Raw genomic sequence first — 14,779 nt, 5'->3', positions numbered from 1 at the left:
CCTCAGGCCGGCGGGGTGGTCTCGTGGGTCGTCACGATGTCGTGCGCCGAGGCCCACTCCCCGATGTCGCGGCGCTCGATGGCGGCGGCCATCAGGTCCGGGAACAGGTCGGGGGTGCAGGCGAACGACGGCACGCCGATCTCCGCCAGCGCCGCGGCGTGCGCGGCGTCGAACGACGGCTGGCCCGAGTCGCTCAGCGCGAGCAGCGCGATCATGGTGGCGCCGGAGTCGACGACGGAGCGGGCGCGACGGATCATCTCCTCGGCGATGCCGCCCTCGTAGAGGTCGCTGATCAGCACGAGCACCGTCTCGGCCGGCTGGGTGATCCTGCCCTGGCAGTAGGCCAGCGCCCGGTTGATGTCCGTGCCGCCGCCGAGCTGCACGCCGAAGAGCACGTCGACCGGGTCCTCGATCTCGTCGGTGAGGTCGACGACCTCGGTGTCGAAGACGACCATCCGGGTCTCGACCGAGCGGATCGAGGCGAGCACCGCACCGAAGACGGAGCTGTAGACGATCGACTCCGCCATCGAGCCCGACTGGTCGATGCAGAGGATGATCTGGCGCTCGACCTGGGTGGAGCGGCGGGCGTAGCCGACGAGTCGCTCGGGCACGACGGTGCGGTGCTCGGGCAGGTAGTGCCTGAGGTTGGCCGCCACGGTGCGACGCCAGTCGACGTCTCGCCACCGCGGTCGTCGCGTCCGCGCCGACCGGTCGAGCGCTCCTGTCACGGCCTGAACCGTGCGCTGACGCAGCCGCTCCTCGAGCTCGTCGGTCACGAGGCGCACGACCGCGCGGGCGGTCTCGCGGGAGTGCTCCGGGATCACCCTGCCCAGGCCGATGAGGGTGCTCACGAGCCCGACGTCGGGCTGGACGGACCGCATCATCTCCGGCTCGAGGAGCATCTGGCGCAGCCCGAGCCGGTCCATCGCGTCGCCCTGCATCACCTGCACGACCGAGGAGGGGAAGTAGGTCCGGATGTCGCCGAGCCACCTCGAGACCCGCGGAGCCGAGCCACCGAGCCCGGCCTTGCGGTCGCCTCCGTAGAGCGCGTCGAGGGCCGCGTCGCGCCGCTGGTCGGCCTCGGACAGCGCGATCCCCGGCCCGCCACCGGCCGCGGGCGGTCCGTCGGGGCCGGACAGGCCGTCGGCCTCACCGCCACCGAGCACGAGGCGCCACCGCACCAGCCGCCCGCGGCTCGCCGCAGGACCGGAGTCGGGTGCGCTGTCCTGGTCAGGCTGCTCCGTCACGGTCCACCACCTCCCAGCCGATCAGTCGGGCCACGGCGTGCACGGCGGGTGCGGCCCGGTCGACGTCGAGGTCGACCGCTCCGGCGCGAACCTCGTCGGGACCGCCGAGTCGCGAGACCTGCTCGCCGATCGTGCGTCGCTCGGCCTTGCTGAACTCGGAGAACGTGCGCCGCACCAGCGGCAGCAGGTCCTCGAAGGTCGTCTCGTCGAGCCCGTCGATCCACGTGTCCACCAGCCCGAGGAGCACCGCGTCGTGCACCAGCAGCACGGCGTCGCCGGCGAGGAAGCCGGCGAGCCAGGCCGCGGCCTGGGGCGCGGACGCTGCGAGCGAGAGCCGGCGACCCATCCGGTGCGCGGCGGCGTCGGAGTCGAGGTGGCCGCCGTCGAGCAGGATCCGCGTGGCCCGCCCGGCCACGGCGCCGGCGACGTGCTCGGGAGCCGACACCGACTCCATCGCCTCCGCCCACGCCGAGTCGAGCTCGTCGTCGGCCAGCAGCGCGAGGCCCCGCTGTGCGCCGGCGACCGCCTTCACCATCACCTCGGCCGAGTCCTCGTCGAGGCTCGCGCACGCCATGGGCAGGCCGACGCAGGCGCGGAGCACGGTGGCCCCGAGCACCGCGTGCACCCGCGCGGTGTCGACGCCGCGCACGTCGCCGTAGCGACAGGTGCGGGCGAGCGGCTCGACGGTGGCGAGCAGGGCAGGTACGTCGTGCTGCACCGCCGCGCGTGCGTCGAGCGCGTCGAGCACGGCGCCGATCCCGTCGGGGAGGTCGGCGGTCAGGCAGGCGCTCACCAAGGAGGCGAGCTCGACCAGGTCGGCGGCCTTCGCGGCCCGGTCGGCCGCCCGTGCCGCGGCTGCCGCGGCGACCGTCGTACCCCAGATCCCGGCCTCCACGAGGTCGACCGCGAGCTCGGGCCGCCACTCCAGGGACCAGCTCTCCTTGAACGTGCCCGTGGTGCGGCCGGTGTCGGCCGGCTCGCCCCACCGCACTCCGAGGAGGACCAGCCGGTGCAGCAGCACCGAGCGCGCCAGCTGGGACTCCCGGCGCAGGTCGAGGTCGACCTGGCGCACCGCGGCGGTGGGCCTGAGCTTGAGGGCACGCTGCTGCCGGGCCAGGTCGGCCGCGAGCGGGACGACCGGAGCCGACTCGGGGACCGTGCCGAGCTCCTGGCCGACGACGAGTCGCTCGTGCACGAGGTCGAGCGGCAGCCGCGACCCCTCGCAGAGCACGGTCTGGGCGGCGTCGTCGAGCTCGCTGAGCCCGACCGACGGCCGGCCGCGCACGGTGGCGAGGGTCTCGGCCAGCCGGGCCGCCTCGACCACCGAGGCCGTCGATGCGTCGAGCGACTCCTCCCTCAGGGTGCGCGCCACCCGCACCAGCCAGGTGGTCGCCAGGTCGCGGGGATCGGGGTCGGGCCCGGTCATGTGGTCGAAGAGGTGCTGGTACCACCCCGGTGCGCCGACGCCGGCGCCGTAGCCCGAGGCGTAGCTGAGCCGCCCCGCCGTCCACGGCGTCCAGGCTGTCGCCACCCTGGTGCGGGGGAGCTTCGTCAGCAGCGCCTGGTCGCGCGACGCCGGCGGGAAGTCGGCGGGCACGAGGGCGGGAGCGTGCCAGGCGCCGCACACGACGGCGATCCGGGCCTCCGGCGACTCCTTGATCGCTGCGCGCAGGATCCGTCGCATCCACGCCTCTCGCCGCGCGTTGTCGAGCACGTCGGGATCGTCCTGCGGGCGCGCGTCGGCCTCGCGCACGGACGCCATCGCGTCGCGGATCGCGTCGAAGCGCTCGGCCGGGGAGTCGTGGCGCTGCTCGACCGCGTCCTCCCACCACCGCTCGGCGTCGTCGTAGCCCGCCGAGGCCGCCAGCGTGCCGATCGGGTCGAGCCTGGCTGCCGGCGGCTCCGCGTCGTCGAGGTCGTTCGCCCCGACCTCGCGCGCTGTCGTCGCGAGCACGAACGAGTGGGCCGCGGGCAGGTCGAGGAAGCGCACCGGCACGCCGTGGGCGAGCGCCCAGCGGATCGCCACCCACTCCGGTGAGAAGCGGGCCAGGGGGTAGAAGGTCGCGAGCCGCGGCTCGTCGACGGCGTAGACCAGCCCGGCGATCGGCGGCACCATGTCGGGGTCGCCGAGCAGGTCGACGATGCCGTCGAGCTCGGGGCAGCCCTCGACCAGCAGCAGGTCGGGAGGCTGCTGCTCGAGCGCGCCGAGCACGGCCCGGGCGGAGCCGGGGCCGTGGTGGCGTACGCCGTAGACGTCGACGGTCATGGTCGGGCCGGCCTGCTCAGCCGAGGTCCCGGCACGCGCGGTAGAGGTCGCTCCACTCCTTGCGGTTGCGCACCACCGTCTCGAGGTACTCCTGCCAGACGAGCTGGTCCTGCACCGGGTCCTTGACCACCGCACCGAGCAGCCCGCCGGCGACGTCGGCGGCCCGGACCGTGCCGTCGCCGAAGTGGGCGGCGAGCGCGAGCCCGTTGGTCATCACCGAGATCGCCTCGGCGGTCGAGAGCGTGGAGCTCGGGGACTTGATGGTGGTGCGCTGGTCGGCGGTGACGCCGCTGCGCAGCTCGCGCATGACCGTCACGACGCGCTGGATCTCCGATAGCGACGCGAGGTCGGCCGGCAGCTCGAGCGAGGCGCCGAGCGACGCGACGCGCGTGCGCACGATCTCGACCTCCTGCTCGAGGGAGTCGGGCAGCGGCAGGACGACGGTGTTGAAGCGGCGGCGCAGCGCGGAGGACAGGTCGTTGACGCCCTTGTCGCGGTTGTTGGCGGTGGCGATCACGTTGAAGCCGGGACGGGCCTGCACCTCGGCGTCGAGGTCGGGGATCGGCAGCGTCTTCTCCGACAGGATGCTGATCAGCGCGTCCTGCACGTCGGAGGGGATGCGGGTGAGCTCCTCGATGCGGGCGATCGACCCGGTCTCCATCGCCCGCATCACCGGGCCGGCGACCAGCGCCTCCCGCGACGGGCCCTCGGCGAGCAGGCGCGCATAGTTCCAGCCGTAGCGCAGCGCCTCCTCCTGGGTGCCGGCCGTGCCCTGCACGACCAGCGTCGAGCGCCCGCTGATGGCGGCGGCGAGGTGCTCGCCGAGCCACGACTTCGCGGTGCCGGGCACGCCCAGCAGGAGCAGTGCCCGGTCGGTCGCGAGCGAGGAGATCGCGACCTCGACGAGGCGTCGCTGGCCGAGGTACTTCGGCGTGATGGTGGTGCCGTCGGGCAGCTCGCCGCCGAGGACGTAGGTCGCCACCGCCCACGGAGACAGCTTCCACGAGGGCGGCCTCGGTCGGTCGTCGACCGCGGCCAGGGCGGCGAGCTCGTCGGCGTAGGCGTCCTCGGCGTGCTGGCGGAGCACGCCCTCGGCGGGTGGCTGGCTGGTGGTCATCTGAAGGCCTCCGTGAGGGATGTGCGGAACGCGTGGAGCTGCAGGGTCTCGGTGAGGGCGCGGCGGAGGTACGTCGCGTCCTCGGGAACGCGGTCGAGCGCGGCCCGGACCTCGGGCGCGGACGACGGCGGGAGTGCGGAGGCGAGCATCGGGCCCGCGACCAGGGCGAGCCGCGAGGTGCTGCCCTGGCCCTGGATCGCGCGGAGCACCGTGCGGGCGAGGTCGTCGGGCCAGGGGCGCGGGGCGGCGTTGAGCAACGCGGGGAGGTCGAGGCCCTGCGGCGGCCGGAGCACCCAGGTGCCGAGCAACGCACTCCGGGTCTCGTCGGGCAGGAGGGCGAGCAGCCGGGCGTCGGGGCGCCCCTGGTCGACGAGGGCGGCGGCCCACTCCCGGTCGCGGCGCGCGAGGACGACGTCGACCAGCCAGGTGAGCACGTCCTTGTCGCGCACCATCTTGAGGGTCGCCGCCGGAGCACGACCGGTGAGGTCGGTCCAGGTCTCGAGGGGCGCGGCGTGGACGACCTGGGCGAGCCAGGTGGTCGGCGGGACCGTCGCGCCGCGGCCGGGCGCGGTGAGGCCGTCACGGACCCCGGCCTGGTCGGGAGCATCGGGGACGTCGACCTCGAGGTGCCGCACGAGGGTGCCCTTCACCCGGACCAGGCCGCGCAGCCGCTCCGCCATCCGCGCGCCGCGGGCGCTCCCGGGGAGCCGGTCGAGCATCCGGACGGCGACGTCGCGCACGGACTTCGCCTTGTCGTCCAGCGCCCGCTCGAGCAGCGGCTCGTCGTCGAGCGACAGCCCGCTGCGGAGTGCCTGCAGCGCCTCGCTGCGCACCTTGGCCGACAGCCCGTCCCACTCCGAGGCGAGCAGCTCGCGCGCCGCGGCGGGGTCGGCCCGGCGACCTGCCTCGAACGCCGGCACCGCCTGCGCGGTCGGCAGGGTCGGCCACACCTCGACCCAGTCGTCGGCGACACCGGCCAGCGCGAGCGAGTCGTCGTCGAGCAGCAGCGAGGCCCAGTCCGGGTTGAGGGCCGCGAGCCACGCTCCACGCTCGCCCGGCGCCGTACCGAGGGCGCGTGCGACGTGTCGGCGGCCGGCGGCGAACGCGAGCAGGCCGGGCAGCAGCCACGACGGTGCCCGCTGGCCGGCGGCGGTGGCCAGTCGCAGCCACTCCACGACGAGGTCGTCGCGCGTCGCCTTGGTCACCGGCGGCTGGGTCAGGAGGAGGTGGAGCAGCTGGGCCGCCGTGTCGCTGCACACGGGGAGGTCCTCGGGCGGAGCGACCTCCGTGGCAGGCAGCGCGTCGGGCAGCCGCGCACCGGCGCGCGCGAGGGCGTCGACCAGCGCGGCCCCGTCCAGCAGCCGGTGCTCGGCAGGAGCATCGGCCGCAGGCCGGACCCCGAGCTCCGCGGGGGCTCCGGGCGCGTCACGACGGGCGGTGCCGACGAGCGCGGTCGTCGCGACGTCGGCGAGCCACTGCTCGAGGCCGCTCACAGGCCCACCACCCGGTCGTCCAGCCAGACCGACAACGGCCGGAGCACGCCCGACTCGAGCTCACCGAACACGTCGACCGGCTCCCCACCGCTGAGGGCGAGCAGGGTCCAGACCGGCGATCCGGGTGCCACGGGCACGGATCCCGTCGCGTCGCTGACGTGCCACTCGTCGCCCTCGCCGACCAGCCGCACACCGGCCAGGGCGGCCGGGTGCCGGTCGCGCCACGGCGTACGTCCGAGGGCTGCGGCAGCCGCCGCGTGCACCTCCGCGAGCGTGCTGCGACCCGGGAGGTCGGTGACCGGGTCGGCACCGGTCGGCGGGTCGGTGAAGAGCGCGCGCCGAGGCAGGGAGCCGGGGTAGCGCGAGACGTCGACGTGCAGCCGCGCACCGCTGAGCTGGGGCACCGCGAGGGCCTGGCCGTAGCCGGCGAAGTCGAGCACGGTCACCACCTCGCCGTCGTCGTGGGCGAGCCAGGTGCGCTGCTGCTGGAGCTTGCCGTCGTCGCTGCGGTGGGCGCCGAGCACGGTCCACGGGCCCGGTCGGCGCTCGCCGTCGCGGACCTCCTCGCTCGGCTGCGCCCAGCCGACCGCGACGCGCACGTCGGCCATCTCGTCGGCGTCGAGGCCGCTGCGGCCCTGCCACGCGCAGGTGACGGTCCACCAGCGCCCGACCTCTGCGAGCAGGTACGTCGCCCAGTCGGCGCGTGCGTGCACCTGCGAGCCGGCCTCGCGGACCCGCTCCCCCAGCCCGGGCACCTGGGCGTCGACGAGCCGCGCGGCGGCGGTGTCCCAGAACGAGTACGGCTGCGTCCGGGCGGCCGCGAAGCCACCGCGCACGAGGTCGGCGAGCCACAGGCGGAAGTCGTCGATGCCCGCGTCCATCCGGGCCAGCCGCTGCTCGACGCGCCTGGCCTGGGCCGCCGGGTCCACCGGCTTCTCCGACGCCGCACGAGGGGGCGCGGCCGCCTTCTCGGCGCGTTGGGCGGCCCACTCCTCGGCGAAGGCGGCCACGGAGCCGGACTCGTCCATCGCCCCCTCGGACCACAGCATCAGCAGCGCCAGCGCGTGCTTGCAGGGGAACTTCCGGCTCGGGCACGAGCACCGGTAGGCGGGCCCGGTGAGGTCGACGCTCACCTGGTAGGGCGTCTTGCCGCTGCCCTGGCACTGTCCCCACACGAGGACGTCGTTGCACCCGGTCTCGCGCCACGGCCCCGGCACGGCGAGCTTGCGCCCGGCGGACAACGAGGCCGCGTCGGGCGCGACCTCGGTGACCTGGCTGGCAGTCCATCGGCTCATGGCGCGGCCATCAAACCATCCGCGGCCGACACAGGACGGAGGATCGACCAGACATCGTGGCGCGGTCGTCCCACCCGACCGGGTGGGCAATCTGGAAAATCCTCGCGATCGACCCATCCGTCCCACGGGTCGCTCCCGAAGCCACCGTGATGCTCCTCCGACGACGCTCCGACCTCCTCGCCGGGGACGGCTCCGTCCCGATGCCCACGGGCTCGCGTCGTCGCCCCGCCCTCTGGCTCGTCTCGGGCCTCGGGCTCGTCGCCTTCTTCCTCCTGCTCGGAGCAGGCTCGGCCAGCGCCGAGACCCCCGACGACCCGTCCCTGCTCGGGACGGTCGGTGAGGTCGGCGCAGGTGTGACGGGCACCGTCACCGAGCAGACCGCCCCCGTCGCAGAGGTGCTCCGCGACGACGTTGTCGAGCCCGTCGTCGAGCCCGTCGTCGAGCCCGTCGTCGAGCCCGTCGTGCACCCGGTCGTCGCTCCGGTCCGCGATGCGGTGGAGCCCGTTGTCCAGCCCGTTCGCGACCAGGTCGTGAAGCCGGTCCGGGAGGCGATCACGCCAGTCACCCAGCCGGTCCGAGACGCAGTCGAGCCGGTCGTCGACCCCGTGATCGAGCAGGTGCGCGACACCCTCGAGCCCGTCCGCGACGCCGCCGACCCGATCGTCGAGCCGGCGCTCCCGGCGCCGACGACCGAGGCGCCGGCCGAGGCCCCGAACGACACGACGGCGGTCCCGACCGAGGCCCCTCAGCCGGACGTGACCACCCCGTCCGGCGAGCCGGTCGATCAGGCCGGCAGCGCGACCGTCGTCCCGGCCGACGACCGGTTGGCCGCCCCGGCCTCGACCGTCGCCACCCCACCGATCGCCGAGACCCCGACCGCCGACCTCACCGACGCCCACACGGCCGACCGCGCCGCCGGCTCCGACGAGAAGCCGCATCCCGCTCCTGACCAGCAGGGCGAGCAGGCCGTCGTCGCGACGTCCTCGTCCACGTCGTCGCACACCGGCGGCCAGGGTGACCCGCAGGCCGGTGCAGCCGTCGGCGTGATCCCCGACTCGCGGGCCGACGGGCACCGCGCCACGTGGTCGATCCGGGTCATCCCCGCCGACCACGCCCTTCCCAGCTCGGTGGCGTACCGCCCCGGCTTCTCCCCCGACTGACCCTCCTTCACCTCAGTCATCCCTGCCTGCGCAGACGCGCCGGCACGCGGCACCGCCGTTCGGCGACGCCGCGCACCACTGAACCGAAGGAAGTCACATGAACACCTGGATCAAGCGATCCCTGGCCGTCTCGGCCGTGGCGGGCGGGCTGATGCTCGCCGGTGCCACCGCCGCGAACGCCGACGACACGGAGAACAGCTCCACCACCGAGTCGTCCATCACCACGCCGATCGAGATCGGCGGCGTCGACCTGGGCTTCCACCAGTCCCAGGGCTCGTCGGAGTCGTCGACCTCGTCGACCACCGACGAGGACGGTACGTCGACCTCGACCGAGTCGTCGGAGACCACCACCGACCAGTCGGGCGGGCTGCAGATCGACCCGACGACCATCGACCCCGGGGCGGCGCTGTCGTCGGCCCAGCAGTCGAAGGACGACGAGACGCGCAACACCGGCTCGAGCGAGCAGTCGTCGCAGACCAACGGCTCCGCGCAGGCGCCGATCAACATCGGCGGCGTCACCGTCACCGGCCAGCAGGACCAGGCCAACCACGACGCGCAGTCGTCGTCGACCACCGACGAGGACGGCACCCGGTCGTCCTCCTCGGAGTCGCACGAGACCCACTCCACCGGTGGCACGCTCGGCACCGGCGGCATCGCCGTCGATCCGCAGGGCGCGTTCGGCCAGTCCGGCTCCTCGGAGTCCGACCAGGCCGGCAGCACCGGCTCGGACGAGTCGCAGTCGAGCAGCTGGGTGAGCGGCTCGGTGCCGTTCACCATCGACGGCGCGACCGTCGACTTCCACGACGAGCAGGCCTCGCAGGGCTCCTCGTCGTCGAGCGTGACCGACGAGGACGGCACCCGGTCGTCCGAGGAGTCGCACGCCGACGCCACCTCGACCGAGGGCGACTTCGTCCTCGGCCAGATCACCGGCGACCCGGCCGGCACGTTCTCGCAGTCGAACGCCTCGTCGTCCGACGAGGTCGGCGCCATCGACAGCAGCGAGAGCTCCAGCAGCACCGCCGGCCAGCTCGGCGGCCCGTTCTCCTTCGCCGGCGCCGGTGGCGCCCTCGGCCAGGAGAGCTCTTCGAGCGACAGCACCAGCTCGACCGTGACGGACGAGGACGGCACCCGGTCGTCCTCCTCGAGCAACGAGTCGTCCACGGACCGTGAGCTCGGCGGCGCGACGGGCGCCTTCACCGGCGACCCCTCGCTGGTGTTCGGCCAGGAGAACAGCGACGAGTCCGACCGGATCGGTGACGACACCGACCGCGACTCGACCAGCAGCACGCAGGGCGCGTACGCACTCCCGTACTCCTACGAGGGCTTCGCGGCGTTCTTCTCCCAGGTCACCGACGACCAGTCGGCGAACAGCAGCACCGTGACCGACGAGGACGGCACCCGCTCCTCGCAGACCACGGAGCACACGCACGACGAGATCGCCCCGACCTTCGGCTTCGACGGCTTCTCCGGCAACCCGGCCGGCGAGCTCGACACCGAGGACCTCACCACGCAGGACTGACCACGGCACGAGCGTCGGCGGCGCGTCCCGCGAGGGACGCGCCGCCGGTGTGCGTTGCTAGGCGGTGTCCGCGCCGTGACCCGCGACGTCGGCGGCAGGTGCGTCCGCACTCGTCGCGACCTGCCCCGCCTCACGGTCGACGACCGTCATCGCGATGTCCGCGGTCGGGTCGGCGGCGTAGACGAGGCCGTCGAGGCGACCCGCCTCCTCGATCGGGTGGGTCACCGTCAGCGACGACCGCGCGTGGCGCCCAGCGCACACCTCGGCGTCGAAGCCGAGCGCGCACAACTCATCGACCAGTGCCCGCTGGACGACGGGGTCCCCCAGGTCGTACGTCGTGATCACGCCTACCACCAAAGTGGGTCGGCGCCACCAGCACAAGGCCGCCGGCTGAACGTGACCGCCTCGTGACCACACAGCCGAACCGGGCCCGTCCTGAGGGGTGAGGCCGAGGGACATGGCTCCACGCGAGTGCGTCAGTCCGAGCCGGCGTGACCGCGGAGCAGGTCGCCGAAGGGCGTCACGTCGGCCTCGACCCGCGTGCCGGACGTGCGGCGCGGGCGGGCGGCGAGGTCGGGGGCGAACCCGCCGACGCCGTAGCCGCCCTGGCCCACCACGAGCGCGGCGAGCTCGGCCGCAGCGCGGGTGATGCGGTCGGAGAGCCCGTGGCTGCCGAAGTCCTCGGTGGCCGCGAACACGCCGGTCGGTACGACGACCGCGCGGAGGTAGGCGAAGAGCGGACGGAGCGCGTGGTCGAGGACCAGCGAGTGCCGCGCCGAGCCGGCGGTCGCCGCGACCAGCACCGGGGTGCCGGTCAGCGAGTCCTTGTCGAGGGCGTCGAAGAACATCTTGAACAGCCCGCTGTAGCTGGCGTTGAAGACCGGCGTGACCGCGATCAGGCCGTCGGCGGTGGCGACCAGCTCGCGCAGCTCGGTGAGCCGCGGGGTCGCGATGCCGCCGGTGACCATGAACTGCGCCAGCTCGCCCGCGACCTCGCGGAGCTCGACGTACGCCACCTCGAGGCCCTCGCCGCGCGCGCTGACCTGGGTCGACGTGGCCTCGGCGAGCTGGTCGGCCAGCAGCCGGGTGGACGACGGGACGGTCAGTCCCGCCGTCACCACGACGACGTGTCGGCTCATGCCTGCACCGTCTCCGCGACCTCGGAGACCTCGTCGGCCCGGGCAGCCTGGGCGGCCTGCATCTCCTTGACCCGCTCGAGGGCGGGCTCGACCAGGTGGAACGGCGCGTCCGGGCCGGCGGCGACCATCGAGGCGTGGGTGGGCGGGTCGCTCGGCACGTGGGCCGGGCGGCGGCGCTCGAACTCCTTGCGGAGCACCGGCACGACCTCGGTGCCGAGCATCTCGAGCTGCTCCATCACCAGCGACTCCGGCAGGCCGGCGTGGTCGGCGAGGAAGAGCTGGCGCTGGTAGTCACCGACGTAGTCGGCGAAGCCGAGCGTGCGCTCGATGACCTGCTCGGGGGTGCCGACGGTCAGCGGCGTCATCTTCGTGTAGTCCTCCAGCGACGGGCCGTGGCCGTAGACCGGGGCGTTGTCGAAGTAGGGCCGGTAGGTGCGCTTGGCCTCCGCCTCGGTGCTCGCCATGAACACCTGGCCGCCGAGTCCGACGTAGGCCTGGTCGGCGGCGCCGTGGCCGTAGAACTCGAAGCGGCGGCGGTAGAGCGCCACCATCTGCTCGGTGTGCTCCTTGTTCCAGAAGATGTGGTTGTGGAAGAAGCCGTCGCCGTAGTAGGCGGCCTGCTCGGCGATCTCGCTGCTGCGGATCGAGCCGTGCCACACGAACGGGGGCGTGCCGTCGAGCGGCGCCGGGGTCGAGGTGTAGCCCTGCAGCGGGGTGCGGAACTGGCCCTGCCAATTGACCTGGTCCTCGCGCCACAGCTTGCGCAGCAGGTGGTAGTTCTCGACCGCGAGCTTGATGCCGTCGCGGATGTCCTTGCCGAACCACGGGTAGACCGGGCCGGTGTTGCCGCGACCCATCATCAGGTCGACGCGACCGCCGGAGAGGTGCTGGAGGAAGGCGTAGTCCTCCGCGATCTTCACCGGGTCGTTGGTGGTGATCAGCGTGGTGCTCGTCGAGAGCAGCAGCTTGTCGGTCTTGGCGGCGATGTAGCCGAGGTGCGTCGTCGGGGAGCTCACGACGAAGGGCGGGTTGTGGTGCTCGCCGGTCGCGAACACGTCGAGCCCGACCTCCTCGGCCTTGAGGGCCACGCGGGTCATGAGGTCGATCCGCTCGCCCTCGGACAGCACCTTGCCGGTGGTCGGGTCGGGCGTGACGTCGCCGACGCTGAAGATGCCGAACTGCATGATGTCCTCCGAAGATGGTTGAAGGTTGTATCACCTCCAACGGTGCGATCACCCCCAGTATTCCGCGGAATCGCCGGGGCCCTTCCCGCGTTGGACCGGCATCCGGGCGCACGCTCGGGTGGGAACGGCGTTCGAGAGGAGCGACCATGACCGACTTCACCCCCTTCGAGGACCTGCTCCGTGGACACGCGGGCCTGCTCGAGGACACCACCCACGACCGCTGGGTCCGCGCCCAGGCGCTCTTCGAGGAGCGCGCCTACCGCGAGGCGGCCGTGCTGCTGAGCGAGCTGCTCGACGACCCCGGCGACGTCGTGCACGAGCTGACCGACGTCCGCCTGCTGCTGGCGCGCTCGCTCTTCCACTCCGCCCAGCTCGACGGCGCGATCACGGTCGCGACCGAGCTGCTGGAGCACGACCCGAACGAGCCCTACGCCCACCTGCTGCTCGGGCGTTCGCTCCAGCGCAAGGGTCGCAAGGACGAGGCCAAGCCGCACCTGCGGCTGGCCGAGCTGCTCGGCGGCTACCGCAGCTGAGCGACAGGACCCCGGTGCCGTACGACGTTCGCTGGCACGCCCCCGGCACCACCACCAAGCGAGCCCTGGCGCTCCACGCCGCCGACCACCTCGGTGTGACGGCGGAGGCAGTCAACAGCGGACGCCTGTGCCCCCGATGCGGGTCGTCGAGGCACGGGCGCCCGTGGCTGCGCGCGTACGGGGTCGCGCACCACGTCTCGCTGTCGCGCTCGGGGCCGCACCTGGTCACGGCCTTCGCGGACGTCCCGATCGGGGTCGACGTCGAGTCGGTCGCCGACGTCGCGCGGGGCTGGGACTCCTCGCTCGTCCTCGCGCCGGGGGAGACGGCGTCGACCGACCTCGATCGCGCGCGGGCGTGGTCGCGCAAGGAGGCGGTGCTCAAGCAGCGCGGCACCGGTCTGCTCGTGCCGATGGCCTCGGTGGTGCTGGCCGACCTCGACGACGAGGACTGGACCGACCTCGACGCGCCCGACGGCCACGTCGCGGCCGTCAGCACCTCCACCGCTGGTTGAGCAACGAGCGCCGGCTGGGGCGACCGGCAGGTGAACGCCGTGTCGGTCCCCGGACGCCTGCGCGAAGGCTCGGTGAACACTCGCTCGCCGGGGTCGATCTCGCGCGACAGGCCGGGTCGCGGCGCCCATCCTGATGACGTGACCAGCTACGGCGACACTCGCTATGGACATGAGAGCGGCCCGCTCGCCATCGCCCACCGCGGTGGCATGGCGCTCGCACCCGAGAACACCCTCGCGGCCTTCGGCCGAGCGACCTCCCTGGGCCTCACCTACCTCGAGACCGACGTGCACACCACCCGCGACGGGCACGTCGTCTGCTTCCACGACGCGACCCTGAAGCGCGTGACCGGCCACCCCGGCAAGGTGTCCGACCTCGACCTGGCGGAGATCCGCCGCCTGCGGGTCGACGGGACCGACCAGATCCCGACCCTCGCCGAGGCGATGGCGACCTTCCCGCAGGCGAGGTTCGCGATCGACCTCAAGGACGAGGCCTCGATCGGTGCGATGGCACGGCTGCTGCGCGCGAACCCGAGATGGGCCTCGCGCGTGCTCGTCGCCGGTGCCTGGAGCCGCTGGCTGCGCCGCCTGCAGGACGAGGCCCCCGGCGTCACGACGGCCCTCGGCTGGCGCTCGCTCACCACGCTGATCGCCTGCTCGCGAGGCGGCGTACGCCCCGTCGGCGTGCGACCCGGCACCGGCGTCTTCGCGCACGTGCCGATCCGGCTCGGCCGGCTCCCCATCCACTCCGAGCGCGTCATCGCGCGCGCCCACGAGATGGGCATCCGGGTCGTCGTCTGGACCGTCGACGACCCCACCACCATGCGCTCGCTCCTCGACGCCGGGGTCGACGGCATCATCACCGACCGCCCTGACGTGCTCCGCGAGGTGCTGATCTCCCGCGGCCAGTGGACGCCCCTCCCGTCGGCGGCCCCCGTCACCCTCCCCCGGTAGTCCAGTGGCAGGTGGCTGCCCCGCTTGAAAGCGATACCCCCTAGGGGTATCGTCGACAGCATGAGCGAACAGCACGGCCACCTCGAGGGCAACGACGAAGCCGTCCAGGCGCACCTCAAGCGCCTGCGGCGCATCGAGGGCCAGGTGCGGGGCATCCAGCGGATGGTCGAGGAGGAGAAGTACTGCATCGACATCCTCACGCAGGTCTCCGCGGCCACGAAGGCGCTCCAGGCGCTGGCGCTGTCGCTGCTCGACGACCACATGGCCCACTGCCTCGTCGACGCCGCACGCCAGGGCGGCGAGGAGCAGGAGCTGAAGCTCAGGGAAGCGTCCGAGGCCATCGCCCGCCTCGTGAAGTCCTGA

Annotated in this window: 14 protein-coding genes; 6 read left to right on the top strand and 8 right to left on the bottom strand. The window is 73.5% G+C overall.

Annotation, left to right across the window (positions count from 1 at the left end):
- Nucleotides 1-2: 2 nt before the first annotated feature.
- Genes BLV76_RS08155 through BLV76_RS08135 form a run of 5 tightly spaced genes read right to left on the bottom strand, consistent with a single transcriptional unit; the run spans nt 3 to nt 7,418 of the window.
- Nucleotides 3-1,247, bottom strand: a complete 1,245-nt coding sequence (locus BLV76_RS08155; RefSeq protein WP_090968680.1) for a vWA domain-containing protein — start codon at nt 1,245-1,247, stop codon at nt 3-5.
- The gene (locus BLV76_RS08150) at nt 1,231-3,513 is read right to left on the bottom strand and encodes a DUF5682 family protein (RefSeq protein WP_090968679.1); all 2,283 of its coding nucleotides are present in this window, start codon (nt 3,511-3,513) and stop codon (nt 1,231-1,233) included. Before BLV76_RS08150 ends, BLV76_RS08155 begins: the two co-directional genes overlap by 17 nt.
- Nucleotides 3,514-3,529: 16 nt before the next feature.
- The gene (locus BLV76_RS08145; protein WP_090968678.1) at nt 3,530-4,630 is read right to left on the bottom strand and encodes an ATP-binding protein; all 1,101 of its coding nucleotides are present in this window, start codon (nt 4,628-4,630) and stop codon (nt 3,530-3,532) included.
- On the bottom strand, nt 4,627-6,123 hold the full coding sequence (locus tag BLV76_RS08140) for a DUF5691 domain-containing protein (RefSeq protein WP_090968677.1): 1,497 nt from the start codon (nt 6,121-6,123) through the stop codon (nt 4,627-4,629). The genes BLV76_RS08145 and BLV76_RS08140 overlap by 4 nt, the downstream gene beginning before the upstream one ends.
- Nucleotides 6,120-7,418, bottom strand: coding sequence for an SWIM zinc finger family protein (locus BLV76_RS08135; RefSeq protein WP_090968676.1), 1,299 nt, complete (start codon nt 7,416-7,418; stop codon nt 6,120-6,122). The genes BLV76_RS08140 and BLV76_RS08135 overlap by 4 nt, the downstream gene beginning before the upstream one ends.
- A gap of 149 nt (nt 7,419-7,567) precedes the next feature.
- Between BLV76_RS08135 and BLV76_RS22480 the strand changes: the two genes are divergently transcribed.
- Both BLV76_RS22480 and BLV76_RS08125 read left to right on the top strand, forming a co-directional pair.
- Nucleotides 7,568-8,578, top strand: a complete 1,011-nt coding sequence (locus BLV76_RS22480) for a hypothetical protein (RefSeq protein ID WP_175539606.1) — start codon at nt 7,568-7,570, stop codon at nt 8,576-8,578.
- A 97-nt stretch (nt 8,579-8,675) separates the two neighbouring features.
- Nucleotides 8,676-10,097: a hypothetical protein gene (locus tag BLV76_RS08125; RefSeq protein ID WP_090968675.1), complete on the top strand. Its 1,422-nt coding sequence runs from the start codon at nt 8,676-8,678 to the stop codon at nt 10,095-10,097.
- 57 nt (nt 10,098-10,154) lie between these two features.
- On the opposite strand, the gene BLV76_RS08120 is transcribed toward BLV76_RS08125, so the two are convergent.
- From BLV76_RS08120 to BLV76_RS08110, 3 genes are all read right to left on the bottom strand, one after another.
- Entirely contained in the window at nt 10,155-10,442 is a 288-nt protein-coding gene (locus BLV76_RS08120; RefSeq protein WP_090968674.1) for a hypothetical protein, read from the bottom strand.
- Between the two features lie 131 nt (nt 10,443-10,573).
- Nucleotides 10,574-11,236 carry a CE1759 family FMN reductase gene (locus BLV76_RS08115; protein ID WP_090968673.1) on the bottom strand — a complete coding sequence of 221 codons (663 nt, stop codon included), beginning with the start codon at nt 11,234-11,236 and terminating at the stop codon, nt 10,574-10,576.
- On the bottom strand, nt 11,233-12,420 hold the full coding sequence (locus BLV76_RS08110) for an LLM class flavin-dependent oxidoreductase (protein ID WP_090968672.1): 1,188 nt from the start codon (nt 12,418-12,420) through the stop codon (nt 11,233-11,235). Before BLV76_RS08110 ends, BLV76_RS08115 begins: the two co-directional genes overlap by 4 nt.
- 146 nt (nt 12,421-12,566) lie before the next feature.
- Here BLV76_RS08110 and BLV76_RS08105 point away from each other — a divergent pair, with 146 nt between their 5' ends.
- From BLV76_RS08105 to BLV76_RS08090, 4 genes are all read left to right on the top strand, one after another.
- Nucleotides 12,567-12,953: a tetratricopeptide repeat protein gene (locus BLV76_RS08105; RefSeq protein WP_090968671.1), complete on the top strand. Its 387-nt coding sequence runs from the start codon at nt 12,567-12,569 to the stop codon at nt 12,951-12,953.
- A gap of 14 nt (nt 12,954-12,967) precedes the next feature.
- Nucleotides 12,968-13,465 carry a 4'-phosphopantetheinyl transferase family protein gene (locus BLV76_RS08100; protein WP_090968670.1) on the top strand — a complete coding sequence of 166 codons (498 nt, stop codon included), beginning with the start codon at nt 12,968-12,970 and terminating at the stop codon, nt 13,463-13,465.
- Between the two features lie 138 nt (nt 13,466-13,603).
- Nucleotides 13,604-14,416, top strand: a complete 813-nt coding sequence (locus BLV76_RS08095) for a glycerophosphodiester phosphodiesterase family protein (RefSeq protein WP_217630295.1) — start codon at nt 13,604-13,606, stop codon at nt 14,414-14,416.
- Between the two features lie 60 nt (nt 14,417-14,476).
- Complete coding sequence (locus BLV76_RS08090; RefSeq protein ID WP_090968668.1) at nt 14,477-14,779, top strand: metal-sensitive transcriptional regulator; 303 nt, start codon at nt 14,477-14,479, stop codon at nt 14,777-14,779.

Source organism: Nocardioides exalbidus (assembly GCF_900105585.1).
Classification (GTDB): Bacteria; Actinomycetota; Actinomycetes; order Propionibacteriales; family Nocardioidaceae; genus Nocardioides; species Nocardioides exalbidus.
Note: the sequence above shows the minus strand (reverse complement) of the source record. Positions and strands in the feature narration are given on the sequence as shown.

Excerpts from the sequence above, each read along its gene's own strand:
- BLV76_RS08105 (WP_090968671.1), top strand. The coding sequence starts at position 12,567 with ATGACCGACTTCACCCCCTTCGAGGACCTGCTCCGTGGACACGCGGGC.
- BLV76_RS08110 (WP_090968672.1), bottom strand. The coding sequence starts at position 12,420 with ATGCAGTTCGGCATCTTCAGCGTCGGCGACGTCACGCCCGACCCGACC.
- BLV76_RS08115 (WP_090968673.1), bottom strand. The coding sequence starts at position 11,236 with ATGAGCCGACACGTCGTCGTGGTGACGGCGGGACTGACCGTCCCGTCG.
- BLV76_RS08135 (WP_090968676.1), bottom strand. The coding sequence starts at position 7,418 with ATGAGCCGATGGACTGCCAGCCAGGTCACCGAGGTCGCGCCCGACGCG.
- BLV76_RS22480 (WP_175539606.1), top strand. The coding sequence starts at position 7,568 with ATGCTCCTCCGACGACGCTCCGACCTCCTCGCCGGGGACGGCTCCGTC.
- BLV76_RS08090 (WP_090968668.1), top strand. The coding sequence starts at position 14,477 with ATGAGCGAACAGCACGGCCACCTCGAGGGCAACGACGAAGCCGTCCAG.
- BLV76_RS08145 (WP_090968678.1), bottom strand. The coding sequence starts at position 4,630 with ATGACCACCAGCCAGCCACCCGCCGAGGGCGTGCTCCGCCAGCACGCC.
- BLV76_RS08125 (WP_090968675.1), top strand. The coding sequence starts at position 8,676 with ATGAACACCTGGATCAAGCGATCCCTGGCCGTCTCGGCCGTGGCGGGC.
- BLV76_RS08150 (WP_090968679.1), bottom strand. The coding sequence starts at position 3,513 with ATGACCGTCGACGTCTACGGCGTACGCCACCACGGCCCCGGCTCCGCC.